General features: G+C 65.2%; 16 protein-coding genes. 8 read left to right on the top strand and 8 right to left on the bottom strand.

Annotated features, from left to right (window positions below; translation table 11 throughout):
• Positions 1-8 precede the first annotated feature (8 nt).
• Positions 9-173 (bottom strand): MerR family DNA-binding transcriptional regulator, encoded by a 165-nt coding sequence (locus G454_RS20855; RefSeq protein ID WP_245574339.1) that lies wholly within the window; start codon positions 171-173, stop codon positions 9-11.
• A gap of 6 nt (positions 174-179) precedes the next feature.
• Between G454_RS20855 and G454_RS18025 the strand changes: the two genes are divergently transcribed.
• The 8 genes from G454_RS18025 to G454_RS0106345 all read left to right on the top strand — a co-directional run bounded on the left by G454_RS18025 (position 180) and on the right by G454_RS0106345 (position 7,940).
• Entirely contained in the window at positions 180-1,274 is a 1,095-nt protein-coding gene (locus G454_RS18025; RefSeq protein ID WP_084413316.1) for an ABC transporter permease, read from the top strand.
• Between the two features lie 165 nt (positions 1,275-1,439).
• The gene (locus G454_RS0106375) at positions 1,440-2,171 is read left to right on the top strand and encodes a GntR family transcriptional regulator (protein WP_027717948.1); all 732 of its coding nucleotides are present in this window, start codon (positions 1,440-1,442) and stop codon (positions 2,169-2,171) included.
• 24 nt (positions 2,172-2,195) lie between these two features.
• Positions 2,196-2,870 carry a cobalamin B12-binding domain-containing protein gene (locus tag G454_RS18020; protein WP_051275973.1) on the top strand — a complete coding sequence of 225 codons (675 nt, stop codon included), beginning with the start codon at positions 2,196-2,198 and terminating at the stop codon, positions 2,868-2,870.
• Positions 2,871-3,021: 151 nt separating this feature from the next.
• Entirely contained in the window at positions 3,022-3,651 is a 630-nt protein-coding gene (locus G454_RS0106365; protein ID WP_027717947.1) for a cobalamin B12-binding domain-containing protein, read from the top strand.
• A gap of 96 nt (positions 3,652-3,747) precedes the next feature.
• Entirely contained in the window at positions 3,748-5,067 is a 1,320-nt protein-coding gene (locus G454_RS0106360; RefSeq protein WP_211229989.1) for a uroporphyrinogen decarboxylase family protein, read from the top strand.
• Between the two features lie 40 nt (positions 5,068-5,107).
• Entirely contained in the window at positions 5,108-6,022 is a 915-nt protein-coding gene (locus G454_RS0106355; RefSeq protein WP_027717945.1) for a pterin-binding domain-containing protein, read from the top strand.
• A 16-nt stretch (positions 6,023-6,038) separates the two neighbouring features.
• Positions 6,039-6,710: a DUF1638 domain-containing protein gene (locus G454_RS18015; protein WP_051275971.1), complete on the top strand. Its 672-nt coding sequence runs from the start codon at positions 6,039-6,041 to the stop codon at positions 6,708-6,710.
• 96 nt (positions 6,711-6,806) lie between these two features.
• Positions 6,807-7,940 carry an MFS transporter gene (locus G454_RS0106345; protein WP_051275970.1) on the top strand — a complete coding sequence of 378 codons (1,134 nt, stop codon included), beginning with the start codon at positions 6,807-6,809 and terminating at the stop codon, positions 7,938-7,940.
• 81 nt (positions 7,941-8,021) lie between these two features.
• Here the strand turns inward: G454_RS0106345 and G454_RS0106340 are convergent, their stop codons facing one another.
• The 7 genes from G454_RS0106340 to G454_RS20325 all read right to left on the bottom strand — a co-directional run bounded on the left by G454_RS0106340 (position 8,022) and on the right by G454_RS20325 (position 13,559).
• Complete coding sequence (locus G454_RS0106340; protein WP_027717943.1) at positions 8,022-9,134, bottom strand: DUF5305 domain-containing protein; 1,113 nt, start codon at positions 9,132-9,134, stop codon at positions 8,022-8,024.
• The gene (locus tag G454_RS18010; protein WP_051275969.1) at positions 9,110-10,306 is read right to left on the bottom strand and encodes a signal peptidase I; all 1,197 of its coding nucleotides are present in this window, start codon (positions 10,304-10,306) and stop codon (positions 9,110-9,112) included. The genes G454_RS0106340 and G454_RS18010 overlap by 25 nt, the downstream gene beginning before the upstream one ends.
• Positions 10,307-10,308: 2 nt before the next feature.
• Positions 10,309-10,722 (bottom strand): hypothetical protein, encoded by a 414-nt coding sequence (locus tag G454_RS0106330; protein ID WP_027717942.1) that lies wholly within the window; start codon positions 10,720-10,722, stop codon positions 10,309-10,311.
• A gap of 61 nt (positions 10,723-10,783) precedes the next feature.
• A complete protein-coding gene (locus tag G454_RS0106325; RefSeq protein ID WP_027717941.1) occupies positions 10,784-11,443 on the bottom strand; it encodes a hypothetical protein in 660 nt (219 codons plus the stop codon).
• A gap of 76 nt (positions 11,444-11,519) precedes the next feature.
• Positions 11,520-12,026 carry a hypothetical protein gene (locus tag G454_RS0106320; RefSeq protein WP_027717940.1) on the bottom strand — a complete coding sequence of 169 codons (507 nt, stop codon included), beginning with the start codon at positions 12,024-12,026 and terminating at the stop codon, positions 11,520-11,522.
• A gap of 131 nt (positions 12,027-12,157) precedes the next feature.
• Complete coding sequence (locus tag G454_RS0106315; protein WP_027717939.1) at positions 12,158-12,670, bottom strand: hypothetical protein; 513 nt, start codon at positions 12,668-12,670, stop codon at positions 12,158-12,160.
• 154 nt (positions 12,671-12,824) lie between these two features.
• The gene (locus G454_RS20325; RefSeq protein WP_027717938.1) at positions 12,825-13,559 is read right to left on the bottom strand and encodes a response regulator transcription factor; all 735 of its coding nucleotides are present in this window, start codon (positions 13,557-13,559) and stop codon (positions 12,825-12,827) included.
• Positions 13,560-13,601 lie beyond the last annotated feature (42 nt).

Genomic DNA, 13,601 nt, shown 5'->3' with positions numbered 1-13,601 from the left:
CTCTGCCTTTATCCCTCTGTACCCAGAATGCGGTTGATCTCCTCTACCGGGTACCTCCGGTGGCCGCTGGGAAGCCGCACGGGCTTAATTAACCCTTGCTTCTCCCACGCCTTGAGGCGGTTCGGGTGCACGCCTAACCGCTTTGCTGCTTCCCCGATGGATAAGAGTTCCATACTTCTATGGTAACAGAACTGTACGTTTCAGTCAATTATAGTGCGTTTATTCGTAGCTACTCCAACCTCCTCCTGGTCACCCCCGGGGGCAGCTTTGGGCCGGTGCGGGGCGGGGAAGGCGCGGGGCGGCTTACGGCGGCGGACGCGGAGGCCATTGCCCGCCTGCCCATGGTCAGGTACGTGGCGCCGGAGGTTTCCGCCGGGGTGACGGCAGCCTACGGGCGGCAGGCCTACAGTACCACGGTCAGCGGCACTACCCCGGAGCTGCAGCAGATTAAGAACTGGCCCACGCTTTACGGCGCCTTTTTTACCCGGGAAGATGTGAACAGGATGGCGGCGGTGGCCGTGCTGGGCAAGACGGTGGCCGATAACCTCTTTCTCCCGGGCACAAACCCCGTGGGGGAGAAGATCAGAATAAACGGCCTCTCCTTCACCGTAACCGGTGTGCTGGCCCCCTTGGGGGCCAGCCTGGGGGGCAGCGACCAGGACAACGTCATCTACGTGCCCCTCACCACGGCACAGCAGAAGCTCATCGGCACGCGCTACGTGCGCCTCATCAACGTGCAGGCGGAGAGCGCCGCGGCTCTGCCGGCGCTACAGGAGGCCGTGAGGAATACTTTGCGCCAGCGCCACCACCTGGCGCCGGGTGCCGAGGACGACTTCAACATCCGCAACATGGAGGCCGTGCTCTCCGCCGTAGAGGATACCACCAGGGTGATGACCTTCCTCCTGGGAGGCATTGCCGCCGTTTCCCTGGTGGTGGGCGGGATCGGCATCATGAACATCATGCTCGTCTCGGTTACCGAGCGTACCAAGGAAATCGGCATCAGGATGGCCGTGGGGGCCACGCCTTCGGCCATCCTCGCCCAGTTCCTCGCCGAATCACTCTTGCTGAGCGTGGCCGGGGGGGCTGCCGGTGCCCTCCTGGGCTGGCTGGCCGTGCGCCTGGCCGTGCGGCTGGCCGGCTGGCAGATGGTCTTCACCCCCTGGGTGACGCCGGTGGCCGTGGGCTTTGCTGCCCTGGTGGGCCTCTTTTTCGGTTACTACCCGGCAAAAAAGGCGGCCAGCGCCGACCCCATTGAGGCCCTGCGCTTTGAGTAATTCCGTGCCGGGGCGGGACGGCGGGGCCGCTTTTTATTTTTAGCAGGACTGCAACCTTGTACAGGAGAATAGTTGTATAGACGGCAAGCCGGGCCCGAAAAGTTTACATAATCAGATACGGCGGGCAGGCTTCCGGTTAGCTTTTCTGCCGGGGAGAGGGGAGCGGTGTCCATAGACAAGAGTTCTTTTGTGCCGCCGTATTACCAGCTGGCGCAGATCCTGGAGCGCCAGATCAGGAGCGGAGTATACCGCCCGGGTGACCCTTTGCCCTCCGAGGCGGAGCTGAGCGAGAGGTACGGCCTGAGCCGCATGACCGTGCGCCGCAGCTTAAGCCAGCTGGCCAGGGCGGGGCTCATCCGCACCGAGCGCGGGAAGGGCACCTTTGTTTCCCGCCCGCAGCTGGACCGCGCCGTCTTCGTCATGGAGGAGTTCCATAAGGAGATGGCCGCACGGGGCCTTGCTCCGGGCGCCCGCCTCCTGGAGGCCAGGCTGGTGCCGGCGCCGGAGAAGGCCGCCGCCAGGCTGCAGCTTCCGGTGGGGACCCGGGTGCTCTACATCCGCCGCCTGCTTCTGGCCAGCGGTGAGCCCGTGGCCTACGACCGCAAGTACCTCCGCTACGACCGGGGGAAACCCATCTTGGAAAACGAGTTGCAGTACCAGGCCTTTCCGGAAATCGTGGAAAAGCACGCCGCAGCCCTGCCCATGAGCAGCAGGATGGTCCTGCGGGTGACGGTGCTGGGCGAGGAAGAAGCGCGGATACTGAACGTGGCGGCGGGGACTCCGGCCTTCCTGGTGGAGCAGTCGCTCTTGAGCGGCGACGGGCGCCCCGTGGGATGGGGCTGGTGCCTTTACCGCGGCGATCGCTACGAGCTGGTTTCGGCTCCGGAGGCCATTTGAGGCCCCGGGAAGGGAAGGGGCGTGATGAAGGTGGGAGAGCTTTCCCGTGCCATGGCGGAACTGGAGGAAAAGACGGTTCTCGAGCTGGTGAAGCAGGCGCTCGCGGCGCAAAAGCCCCCGCTGGAGATCGTGGAGGAGTGCCGTCAGGGGTTAAACGTGGTGGGCGAGCGCTATGCGCGGGGGGAGTATTTCTTAAGCGACCTGGTCATGTCGGCGGAGATCTTCCAGGAAGTGATCCGCCTCCTAGAACCCTACCTGCCCCTTTCGCCGGGCATTCCGGGACAGCCGGAGAAGGCGGAAATCCTCCTGGGCACGGTGGAGGGCGACATCCACGACATCGGCAAGAATATCACCATCTCCCTCCTGCGCTGCGAGGGTTTTCGCGTCTACGACGCGGGGGTGGACATCCCGCCGGACGTCTTTTTGGCCCTTTTAAAGGAAACCGGCGCCCGGGTGCTGGGGCTCTCCACCCTGCTGACCTCCTCTTTTGAGGCCATGCGCCGCACCGTGCAGCTGGTGCGCATGGTGGGCCCCAGGCCCCCGGTGAAGGTCATCATCGGCGGCCTGGTGAACGAGCGCGTCTGCCGGTATGTGGGCGCGGACGCCTGGGTGCGGGACGCCCGGGAGGGGGTGGCCGTCTGCCGCCGCTGGCTGGGGATGAGGTTGGTGCGGGGGGAAAAGAGGCGTGCCCTGGTTTAAGGGGCGGGCCTGCCCTGCCCCGCGGGGCGCTCCCTCACCTGCGGCGGTACTTGGCCCGTTTGGCAAAAATTTTTCTACTTTTCGAGGAGGAGATGAGGAGCTTAAGTAGAATTAGATGTATAGACAGGTATACATGAAGGGGGAGTGAATTGTGAGCGATCTGGCACAACTGGTAGCCGACCTGCAGGAGGATAAGGTGCTGAGCGAGGTGAAGGCCCGGCTGGAAGCCGGGGAGGACCCCCTGGCCATCATCGAGGAGGCGCGCCGGGGGATGCAGGTGGTGGGCGAGCGCTTCGAGCAAAAGGAGTATTTTGTTTCCGACCTGGTGATGTCGGCGGCCATCTTCGCCCAGATTACCGAGCTCATCGGCCCGCACTTGAAGAAGGAGGCAGCCGGCGGTAAAGGCAAGGTGGTCATCGGCACGGTGAAGGGCGACATCCACGACATCGGCAAGAACATTGTCATTGCCATGCTGCAGTGCCACGGGTACGAGGTCATCGACCTGGGGGTGGATGTGAGTCCGGAGCGGTTTGTGGAGGCGGTGAAGGAGAGCGGGGCGCGCATTGTGGGCATGTCCGCCCTTTTGAGCGCGGTCTTTCCCAGCATCAAGGAGACGGTGGAGGCCTTTGCGGCGGCGGGCCTGCGGGACAAGGTGAAGATCATGATTGGCGGGGCGCCCGTGGACGAGAAGGTGAGGGAATACGCCGGGGCCGACGCGGTGGGCAGGGACGCCATGGCGGCGGTCTACCTGGCCGACAGGTTTACGGCCATGCTTGCTTAGGGCGGTACAGAAGGGGCCGGGAATTCCGGCCTTTAGAGAACAGCGGGAGGAGGCGCGGGGGCTTTAAGGTAGAAGAATTTTGGGGAGGGATGGGAAGTGACGCTTGAGGAAAAGCAGGAGCAGATGTTTGCGCGGTGGCTCGAGCCCCAGGGCGTGGAGTTTGCCGGCGAGGAGGCCAAGAGGGCCTACCAGGAGAGGGTTAACCGCTTCAAGGACGCCATTCAGCTGAAGAAGGCGCCCGACCGCGTGCCGGTGCACCCCATGACAGGGCTCTTCCCCCTTGCTTATGCCGGGGTTACCCTTTATGAGGCCATGTACGATTACGAAAAGGCAGGAACTGCCCTGCGCAAGTATGTCCTGGAGCTGGAGCCCGACGCCCACAACGGCATGTTCCTTTGGCCGCCCGGCAGGTTTTTCGAGTTGCTAGACTACCGGCTTTACAAGTGGCCGGGGCACGGAGTGCCTGCGGACAGCTGCTACCAGTACGTGGAAGCCGAGTACATGAAGGCCGAGGAGTACGACGCCCTTATCAACGACCCTACGGACTTTTGGCTGCGCACCTACCTGCCCCGCATTTTCGGCAACTTAAAGCCTTTTGCAAAACTGGCTACTCTTACAGACGTCTTGGAACTGCCCCTTACCTGCGGCAGCTTCGTGCCCTTCGGTTTACCTGAGGTGCAGGAGGCCTTAAGAGCGGTTATGGAGGCAGGCAGCGAGGCCCTGCGCTGGGTTGGGGTGATGCAGTCTGTGGAAAGTGGCCTTGCTGCCCAGGGTTTCCCGGGAATGTTTGGCGGGGCGACCAAGGCGCCCTTTGACATCATCGGCGACACCCTGCGGGGCACGCACGGCATCCTCATGGATATGTACCGGCGGCCCGATAAGCTCCTGGAGGCCCTGGAGAGGGTAACGCCGCTGGCCATAAGGATGGGCGTCTCTATGGCCAAGATGTCCGGCAACCCGGTGGTCTTCATTCCTCTGCACAAGGGGGCCGACGGCTGGCTTTCGGACAAGCAGTTTAAGACCTTTTACTGGCCGACGCTCAAGAAGGTCATCCTGGGCCTGGTGGAGGAGGGCCTGGTGCCGTTCCTCTTTGCCGAGGGCGGCTACAACACCCGCCTGGAGGTCATTGCTCCGGATCTGCCTCCTGGGTCTACCATATGGCTCTTTGACGATACCGACATGGCCAGGGCCAAGGAAATCCTGGGGAAGGTGGCCTGCATTGCCGGCAACGTGCCCATCACCCTGCTGACCCTGGGCACGCCGCAGGAGGTAAAGGAATACTGCAAGCGGCTCATCGAGACTGCCGGCAGGGACGGTGGCTTCATCCTCAGCTCGGGAGCCGTCATCGACAACATCAGGCCGGAGAACGTGCGCGCCCTCATCGAGGCGGCCAGGGAATACGGCAGGTACGCATAAACAAAATTACCACGCATCCCGGCAAGGAGGACGGAAGGCGTTGCTTACCTTTACAGCCGCGCAAAAGGTCTTTTCCTGGGGCGATACCAGCACCGGTGGGCAGCCCGGCGAGCGCCCGCCGGTGCTCATCGGCAGCATTTTCTTCAGCGGGCACCGCATTGTCAGCGATCCAATAAAAGGCGTCTTTGACAAGGCGCGGGCCAGGGATCTGCTGACCGCGGAGGCCGAGCTGGCGGAGGCCTACGGCTTAAAGCGCATGATTGACGTGGTGGGCGACACGGAGGAGGCGCTGGTGAGGTACATCGAGTTTGTGGCCGCCCATACGGAGGACCCCATCCTGGTGGACTCCTCCTTCACCGAGGTGCGCCTGAAGGCCTGCCGTCACTTCAAGGGCACCGAGGTCTGGCCGCGCCTGGTCTACAATTCCATCGACGAACACCACACGGAAAAAGATTGGGAGGAGCTGGCCGAATTGGGGCTGGAGGCGGCGGTGGTGCTAGCCTTCTCCAGCCGCGCCCTGCAGCCCGCCGCCGTGCTGCGCCTGCTGGCTGGAGAGGACGGTCGGGGCGGGCTCCTGGGACGGGCACAAGCAATAGGCATTAAAAAGCTCCTGGTGGACGTCGGCTGCCTGGACGTGCCGGGGACGGCCCGGAGCGCCCTGCTGATCAAGGAGGTCAAGGACAAGCTCGGCTACCCGGCGGGCTGCGCGCCTTCCAACGCCTTCCATACCTGGCAGAAGTCGCGTTTCCGGGAGGAAGGCGAGATGGTGGCCGCGGGGGCAGCCGTGTACGCCGTACCGCTGCTTTGGGGCGCCGACTTCATCTTTTACGGCCCCATCCGCCACGCGCGTTGGGTCTACCCCGCCTGCGCGGCGGCCAGCGCCGTGGTGGCCTACGGCGCGCGCCAGGGCGGCGTCAGGCCGGTGAAGAACCACCCCCTGTACAAGATCTTCTGAGAGGGCTCTTTCGCACATGGTACGGGCCTGCGTCATTGCCTGCAAGGTGCTGGAGGAAGAGCTTTCCCGCCTGGCCCCGGCGGGCTGCGAGCTCTGCTTCCTGGACCAGGACCTGCACCGCTCGCCGGAGCGCCTGCGCCTGTCCCTGCAGGAGGCCCTCCGCGGCGCCCGGGGCTGCGACCTGGTGCTGCTGGGCTACGGATACTGCGGCGGCGCCCTGGAGGGCCTGCGGGCCGGTACGGCGCCGCTGGTCGTTCCCAGGGTGGACGACTGCATCACGCTCCTCCTGGGCTCTCATGCCGCCCGCCGGCGGTGGGGGCAGGACGCCTACTTCCTCTCCGCCGGCTGGCTGGCCGGTGAGGGCAACATCGTCTGGGAATACGAGCGCTGCCTCTCCCGCTACGGGGAGGAGAGGGGCACCCGCCTCATGCGCCAGCTCTTCCGCCACTACCGCCGGCTGGTGTTCATCAACACCGGGCGGCAGGGGGAGGAGGCGGCCCGGGAAGCGGCCCGGGAGGTGGCCGGAAAGCTGGGGCTGGAGTTTTTGACCTGCGAGGGGCAGGCGGACTACCTGGAAGGGCTGCTGCGGGGGCCGTGGGACGACGGGGAGAGGTTTGTGCGCGTGCCCCCCGGCGGGGAGGTCTGCCTTACGCCGGGCGCCCTCCCCGGCCCCGGGCCGGCCCTGTAGAAGAAAGCCGGGTGAGGGGGTGGACTTTCTCTTTTTTTACGCTAAAATAGTTTTATAGCTGAAGGAATTCTTTTCCGTGCAAAGAAGGAATGCCGCTTGAGCAATCACGGTGTTCTCACGCCGGGGGCGCCCCGCGCCGCCCTCTACCTGGTCAACCTGCTGTTTAACTTTGCCGTGCAGGGGTCCTTCATCTTCATCCCCCTCCTGGGTGCCCAGCTGGGGGCGAAGGACTGGCAGATCGGCCTGGTGGGGGCGGCCTACGGGGCATCCTTTTTTGCCTCCTCCATTTACTCCGGGTGGAAATCCGATTCTCTGGGACGCCTGCCCTTCGTGCGCTTGGGCCTCCTGGTCAGTACGCTGGCCTTTGCCGCGCAGCTTTTCATCACCAGCCTCCCGCTACTGGTGGCCGTGCGCGCCGCCGTGGGTCTCTGCCTGGGGGTGACCGCCGCTGCCCTCATAGCCTACGCCTTTGAGTCCGGGGCCGACATGGGCAAGTTCTCCTCCTACGGCTCCCTGGGCTGGATCGGCGGCGCCGTGGGGGCGGCGGTCTTAAAGGAGTTCCACCTGCTCTTCGGCGCCAGCGCCGCCTCCTGCCTGCTGGCCTTTGCCCTTTCCCTGGGCTTCCGGGAGGGGGCGGGCGGCATACCGCGGCGGAAAGGGGGGCAGGGGCCCCGGCTTTTTGAAGTGCTGCAAAGAAATGTACAGGTCTACCTGGCCGTTTTCCTGCGGCACCTGGGGGCCACGGCGGTGTGGATCGTCCTCCCCCTCTACTTCACCTCCCTGGGCCTGGGCCGCTCCTGGATCGGCGCCCTATGGGGCATTAACTTTGCCGTGCAGTCCCTGGTCATGCGCGGCCTGGAGCGTTTCGACGCCGCCAAGACCTTTGCCTTCGGCCAGCTGCTCTCCATTGCCGTCTTCGTGGCCTACGCCTACGTGACCGCCCTGCCGCTCCTGGTGATCGTGCAGGTCTTCCTGGGGGTGGCCTGGTCCTGCCTCTACGTAGGGGCGCTGATCCTGGTGCTGAGGAGCGGCGAGGAGCGCGGCACCGCCGGGGGCATCTTCCAGTCCACCTTGAACCTCTGCAACGCCGTGGGTCCCTTCCTGGGCGGCCTTATTGCCGAGTGGTGGGGCTACCGGGGCGTGATGCTCTTTTCCGCCGCCCTGGGGATGCTCGGCCTGCTGGTGGCCGTGCCCGGGGCGGGCCGGGCGCGGCAGGGGAAGGCCGCCTGAAGGCGCACGGCCCGCTGGCGGAAGATAAGATCCGGCGGGCGCGCCTCAGGGCCTTGCCGCAATGTAAGAATGTAAGGCCGCCTAACCGGAGGCGGCCAAGTTTTTTGTACCGGCAAAAGCTCCGGCGCGCGCGGCGCTCTCTTCCGTGAACTCAAATACATAGGCGCGCTCCCCGTCGAGCACCAGAAAGGTGGCCGCTGCCTCCCGGGAAGAGTCTTCGCGGCAGACCACGGGCCTGCCCAGGTCGTCGGCAATGCGCACGAGGTCGTCTAGGCTCTTGACGTAGATGGCGCCGTCCGCGGCCAGGCTTACCGCCCCGTCGGTGCGCACGATCCTCTCGCCGTACTTTTTCAGCGCGGCCCGGAGCTTCTGCTGCGCGGGGCTTACGGCGGCCCCCGCCGGGGCGGTAAACAGGAGGAGGAAGAGGAGGGCCGATAGGCCTGCCCCGCATACCGCCGCGCAGGGGGCGAGCAGCCTCTCCCATGCCGGTGCGGCGGACACGGAAACGGTGGTGTAGATGGCCCCGCTCTTGCTCTTGGCCAGTTCCCCGCCCACCTCAAAGAACTTGCGCACCAGGGGGATGACCATGGTGGGGGCAATTTGCTCGCGCACGGTGCCGCCTTCCGTGCTGGCTTCCACGGCCACGTTCCACCTGACGGTCATCTTCACCTCTTCGGGGGCGAACTCCGAGGACTTGATTACCGCCTCCGCAAAGGCATTGTAGTCGGGGAGCCTTACGGGCAGGACCTGCTGTACGGCCACTTCCCGGCCGCTGCCGGCAAAACCCGTCTTGGGCAGGAGCAGGAACTCCCGTCGCCAGATGACCTTCTTCTCCTTGCCGTCCGTGGCTTCCACCACGGCGGTGACCTCGTAGTTGCCCCTCACCTCAGCAGGCCGCTCGCCCCGGAAACGGTAGGTGAAGTGGGTGTTGATGTGGTCGACGAAATTGGTCAGGTAGACCATGCCGGGCTCGAGGCTTTCCGCGGGGTAGAGGCCGTTTGGTTTAAGGTAGACGCGGTAGTGGACCTGGGCCTGCTGGTCGTAGGCATAGGCGGGGACCTGCTTTTCCTCCATTTTAGGCGGCAGGAGCAGCGCGCCGGCCAGGACCAGGGCGGCGGCAGCCGCCGCCAGGCAGCTAAAGCAGGCGAGGCTTCTGCGCAGCTTTTGGTTTAGGGCCAGGAGCGGGCGGGCCATATTTCTCCAAAACCTCCTTTAAACTTCACCAGGCCGGCGGCGGCTTTGACGGTCATGGGCACCCACCCCACCTTGGGGATCACGCCAATAACCCTGCCGCGGACCTGCCGGGGCAGCACCGGGTCGGGGTCCGGCGCGTTGTTGGCGTCGCCCCGGGTGCGGTAGGCCTTTTCGCCGCGGGCGGAAACGACTTCCACCACCCGGTGGGTTACGTAGACGCCTTCCTGGCGGAACTGGATGATGTCGCCCGGCTTAACGGCCTCCCCGCCCACCTTTCTGACCAGCACGATGTCCCCCTTTTTAATGCCGGGCTCCATGCTGCCGCTTAAGATAAGCGAGGGGTAGACGGGGAAGAGGCCCAGGGAAAACCAGATGAGCAGCACAGAGGCGATGCTGGTGAACACCCAGCCGGCAGGGCTCTCCTCGCTCAAGCGGCGGCTTTTAGGCAGTGCCCCGGACTCGGCCAGGTAGAGGCGCTGGATGACGGCCAGGAAGGCCACCGGCAGGAGGGTGCCCAGCACGGCCCTGGTGGCCCAGCCGGGGTTGGGCAGCACCGGGCAGAACCACTGGAAGGCGGCGAGCGGCGCGCGGTAACACAGGGAGGCCGCCGGGCCGCCTAGGCGGGCCAGGTAGCAGGCCAGCGCGTTTTCGGCCAGGGCGGGAAGGAAAGTTTCTCCGGCGTACCTGGCCAGCTCCAGCCCCCCGCGCAGCTCGAGGACCTTGCCCGGGGGGAGGGCGAGCGCGGTAAAGAGAAGGGCTAGGGCGCCGGTGCCCGGGAGCGCCCGCCGCCGGGAGAGGCCGCAGGCCAGGTGGGCCCGGGAAAGCTCCGTGCCGGCCAGCAGGGCGGAGACGAAGGTCAGGTTGACCAGGATGCCGGTGGCGGAAAAGGAGTAGGGGCTGCGCCCGAAGCCCTCCACCAGGCCCGCCGCAAGGTGAAAGAGAATGTAAAAGCCGGCGCAGATGCCGGCCAGGTAGCACAGCAGGCGCCGCAGGCGCAGCCGGCCGGCCGGGCGGTGCCGGGGCAGGTGGAGGGTGTAAGCTGCCGTGGCCGCCCACAGCGCCGCCACTAAGAGGTAGCCCGCCAGGGGGCCGAGGCCCAGGTAGCGGAGGAGGAAGTGCTGGCAGACGTAGATGAGGAGCAGGAGACCGCCCAGGAGGCCGCGCTCGCGCACGGCTAGCCGCTCCCCGTCCCCGCGCTTCCCCCGCCGCCCGGGGCCCCCTGTAGGGCGCTCCCCGGTGCCGCGGGTGGCGGGGGCACCGCCGGTTGCCCCTCGCCGCCGGAAACGCCTTTCCCCGGGAGCGGCGCTACCTGCACCCCGGCCTCACCGCCTGCACCGCCTGCCGCCGTCGGCCCCTCGGCCGGTGCGTCGTGCGGCGGCTTTGGCGGCGCTTCCCGGGCCGTTTCGCCCGGGCCCTCCTGCGGTTCTTCTGCCTGCGCCTGGGGGGCGTGTGCCGCTGCTCTATGCCACTTGCCCGTCTGCACCGTGCCCTTTATTTCCACTCCCTGCTTCCAGCCGGCGTGGCCCCCCGGCATGAGCATGAGGGAGGCGGCCACCCCCGCCAGGAAGAGGAGGATTTTTTTCGCCACCGTTTTCCCTCCCGGAAATTAAGCTGCCGGGAGGGCGGCAGCCCGCCCTCCCGGGAACGCGCTACTTGTTGAACTGCTTCCAGTTGAGCCTTAAGGTAAAGCTGACGTTCTTGCCCTCGGTGGTGTCGTTGGGTGCGTTGCGGTCGAGCCAGAGGGTGATGCAGTTCTGGTCCTCCTCGTTGACCACGCCGTCCTCGTTTAAGTCGGTGCCCTCGGGGGCGTCAAAGGTGATCCAGCCGCCCGGCTTAAAGACCACATCGCTGAGCCTGCTGGTGAGGTTCTGGGCCAGGTTGGCAAAGGGCCCGTAAATCTGCACCAGCCTGAACTGCGGGGGCGCGGGTCCCGGCCCGTCGGTGTCAAAGAGCACGTAGCAGGTGGCCCGGGTGTAGTTCCACACCGCATCATTAGCCGGGTTGAGGATGAGCTCGGCGTTGGCCAACTTTACGGGGATGGTCCCCGTGTTTTCGGCCCTTAAGTCAAAGTAGAGCAAGGAACCGGGGTAGAGGTTGCCGACACTCACCTGCGCCTCGTAGTCGCTCACGTTGAGGCCGGCGGTGACCAGGGGCGAAGAGGCCACGTGCCCGCCGGTGAACTTCATGTCCAGGTTGCCGGTGATGATGGGATCGACTATGTCCAGGTTTTTGCCCCAGCCCGCGTAGGCGGCGCCCACCAGGGCGGCGGCGACGGCAAGGGCGAGGGCCAGCCACTTTAGCCTTTTCATGGAGCGCAGTTACCTCCCCGCTCTCGGCCGGCAGGCAGGGAGCCCTGCCTGCCGGGGAGAGATTTATTTAAAAGGCTTATTGGTTGAACTGCACGGCGTTGACCGTGGCCGTGTAGGTGTAGGTGGCGTTTTCGGCGGCGTTATCGTTGACGGTGTGGGTGATGGTGCCCTCCCACTCGCCGCCTACGGGAATGATCGCGTTGTTGGGCTGGGTGGCGCTAACGGTGATCTGGCTATGGCTGTTGTTTACCGTTACCCCCGTGAGCTTAACCGGGATGCTGCCGGTGTTCTTCACTTTGTAGGTGACGGTGGCGGTATAGCCCGGGTAGGTGTTGGCGGCGGTGATGGTCAGGGTGTTCTGGTCATCGCTGATGGTTGCGGTGGTTACGCCTACGTCGTAGTTCTGGTCGGGGTCGTTGGTGCCCTGCGGGTCGTTGGAGGTGGCACTGGAGAAGGCCACGTCCAGGTTGCCGGTGGCCACGGAGCCGTTGATGTTCAGCGTCTCCGTCCAGGCGGCAAAGGCCGCGCCCATCAGGGCAAAGGCCAGGACCAGGAGCAGGGCGGCAAACTTGGCTTTTTTCATGGGTCGGTTTACCTCCTTAAAGATTTGGTTTTAAGCGGGGCTACCTTGGGCAGCCGTCGGTTGGCAGTTGCTCCTTACACCCTCAATTTACCACCACCTCCTCCTCCTGTCTGAAGGATGAGCGGGGGTGCCTACTGTCCCGCATTCCACTGCGTAAAGACAAGCACCAGGGAGAAATCGTAGGTTGCCTCCTCCTGCACGGCTCCCACGGTGATGTAGAGGTCGCCCTCGCGGCTTTCGCCCGGCCTGTAGGTGGCTTCATCGGGCTGCGCGATCTCTACTTCCAGGCCCGGCGGTACCTGCGCCGCCCGGGCCGCACAGCGCACGGGTATGGTGCCGAGGTTGGTGAGGCGGTAGCGTAGGTGGGCGTAGTAGCCGGGGTAGGCGTCCCGGATGAAGATGAGCAGCCTTTTACCCCCGTCGTCGGGATAGGCGCCGGCGCGGCTGGGGGCCGCGCTCTCCCCGGCCACCGTGCAGCCGGTGAAGGCCACGTCGATGTACCCCGTGGCCACCGCGCCCCTCAGCTCTATCCCCTCCCGCCAGGAGGCCATGCCGGCCCCCAGGAGGGCCAGGGATACGACCAGGACCAGGCAAGCGAGGACGGTGTAGCACCGCGCGGCCGGTTTTCCAGGCTTTCTGCCCACGCGAGCACCAGCTCCACAGCAAAAAATGGCTTACACGGCCTATCTTAGCGGCAAAAAAAAGGCCCCGCATCCACCGCGGGGCTGATTCGGGGTATGAACTATTTTTCATTCTTTGGACGGGGTTTTAACCGTCTTCCACTTTAGGCCCGTCAACTTACTGCACGGTACCGTTTTCCAGGTTTCCCTCCCGGGCGGCGTGGAGGATGACCTCGCGCCTGTTCTGCAGGCCGAGCTTGCGCAGGATGCTGCTGACGTGGCTCTTGACCGTGGGCTCGCTGATGTACAGGGTGCGGGCGATGTCCTTGTTGCTGTAGTTGAGGGTGAGCAGGCGGTAGACCTCCTTTTCCCGCTGCGTGAGGGGGAACTGCCCGCCCGCCGTGTCCCCGCCGGCGGCACCGGTATCCCCGGGCGGCTCGTGGCTTCCTCCGGGGGCCCGTCTTGCCGGGGCGGGTGCCTTACAGCCGTTTTTATCCCGGAGGAGGTCCTTGAGGAGCGGGCTGCCCGGGAAAAAGAGGACCCTCTCGCGGTGGACCAGCCGCAGGGCCATGAGCAGGTGGCAGGGGAGCATGTCCCGGGAAAGGCAGCCGTCCGCCCCGGCGGCCACGGCCCGGATGGTTTCCCCGGCGGCGCCGTTTTCCGTCAGAGCGATTACCAGGGTTGAGGGGCAGAGGTCCTTGAGCCGGCGGATGGACTCGTAGTGGGCTTCCGCGGGCTCCAGGTCGAAGAGCACGATGTCGGGCTGGCTCCCCTGAGCCGCCTCAAGGGCTTCCCGCAAGGAGGAGAAGGGGTGCCAAAAGGCGTCAAAGCTCTCGTCGTGGTCGAGAATGGTTTTGAGGCTTCTGGCGCTTGCCTCCCGTGCAGAGATAATCATTACCCTTATCTTCTGCATGCACCGACCCTCCCCGCAAGAGCTGCCTGGAAAAAGAAAACC

The organism is Desulfovirgula thermocuniculi DSM 16036, from assembly GCF_000429345.1.
GTDB classification, from domain to species: domain Bacteria; phylum Bacillota; class Desulfotomaculia; order Desulfotomaculales; family Desulfovirgulaceae; genus Desulfovirgula; species Desulfovirgula thermocuniculi.
Note: the sequence above shows the minus strand (reverse complement) of the source record. Positions and strands in the feature narration are given on the sequence as shown.

Excerpts from the sequence above, each read along its gene's own strand:
- G454_RS20855 (WP_245574339.1), bottom strand. The coding sequence starts at position 173 with ATGGAACTCTTATCCATCGGGGAAGCAGCAAAGCGGTTAGGCGTGCAC.
- G454_RS18025 (WP_084413316.1), top strand. The coding sequence starts at position 180 with ATGGTAACAGAACTGTACGTTTCAGTCAATTATAGTGCGTTTATTCGT.
- G454_RS18020 (WP_051275973.1), top strand. The coding sequence starts at position 2,196 with ATGAAGGTGGGAGAGCTTTCCCGTGCCATGGCGGAACTGGAGGAAAAG.
- G454_RS18015 (WP_051275971.1), top strand. The coding sequence starts at position 6,039 with ATGGTACGGGCCTGCGTCATTGCCTGCAAGGTGCTGGAGGAAGAGCTT.
- G454_RS0106340 (WP_027717943.1), bottom strand. The coding sequence starts at position 9,134 with ATGGCCCGCCCGCTCCTGGCCCTAAACCAAAAGCTGCGCAGAAGCCTC.
- G454_RS0106325 (WP_027717941.1), bottom strand. The coding sequence starts at position 11,443 with ATGAAAAGGCTAAAGTGGCTGGCCCTCGCCCTTGCCGTCGCCGCCGCC.
- G454_RS0106320 (WP_027717940.1), bottom strand. The coding sequence starts at position 12,026 with ATGAAAAAAGCCAAGTTTGCCGCCCTGCTCCTGGTCCTGGCCTTTGCC.
- G454_RS20325 (WP_027717938.1), bottom strand. The coding sequence starts at position 13,559 with ATGCAGAAGATAAGGGTAATGATTATCTCTGCACGGGAGGCAAGCGCC.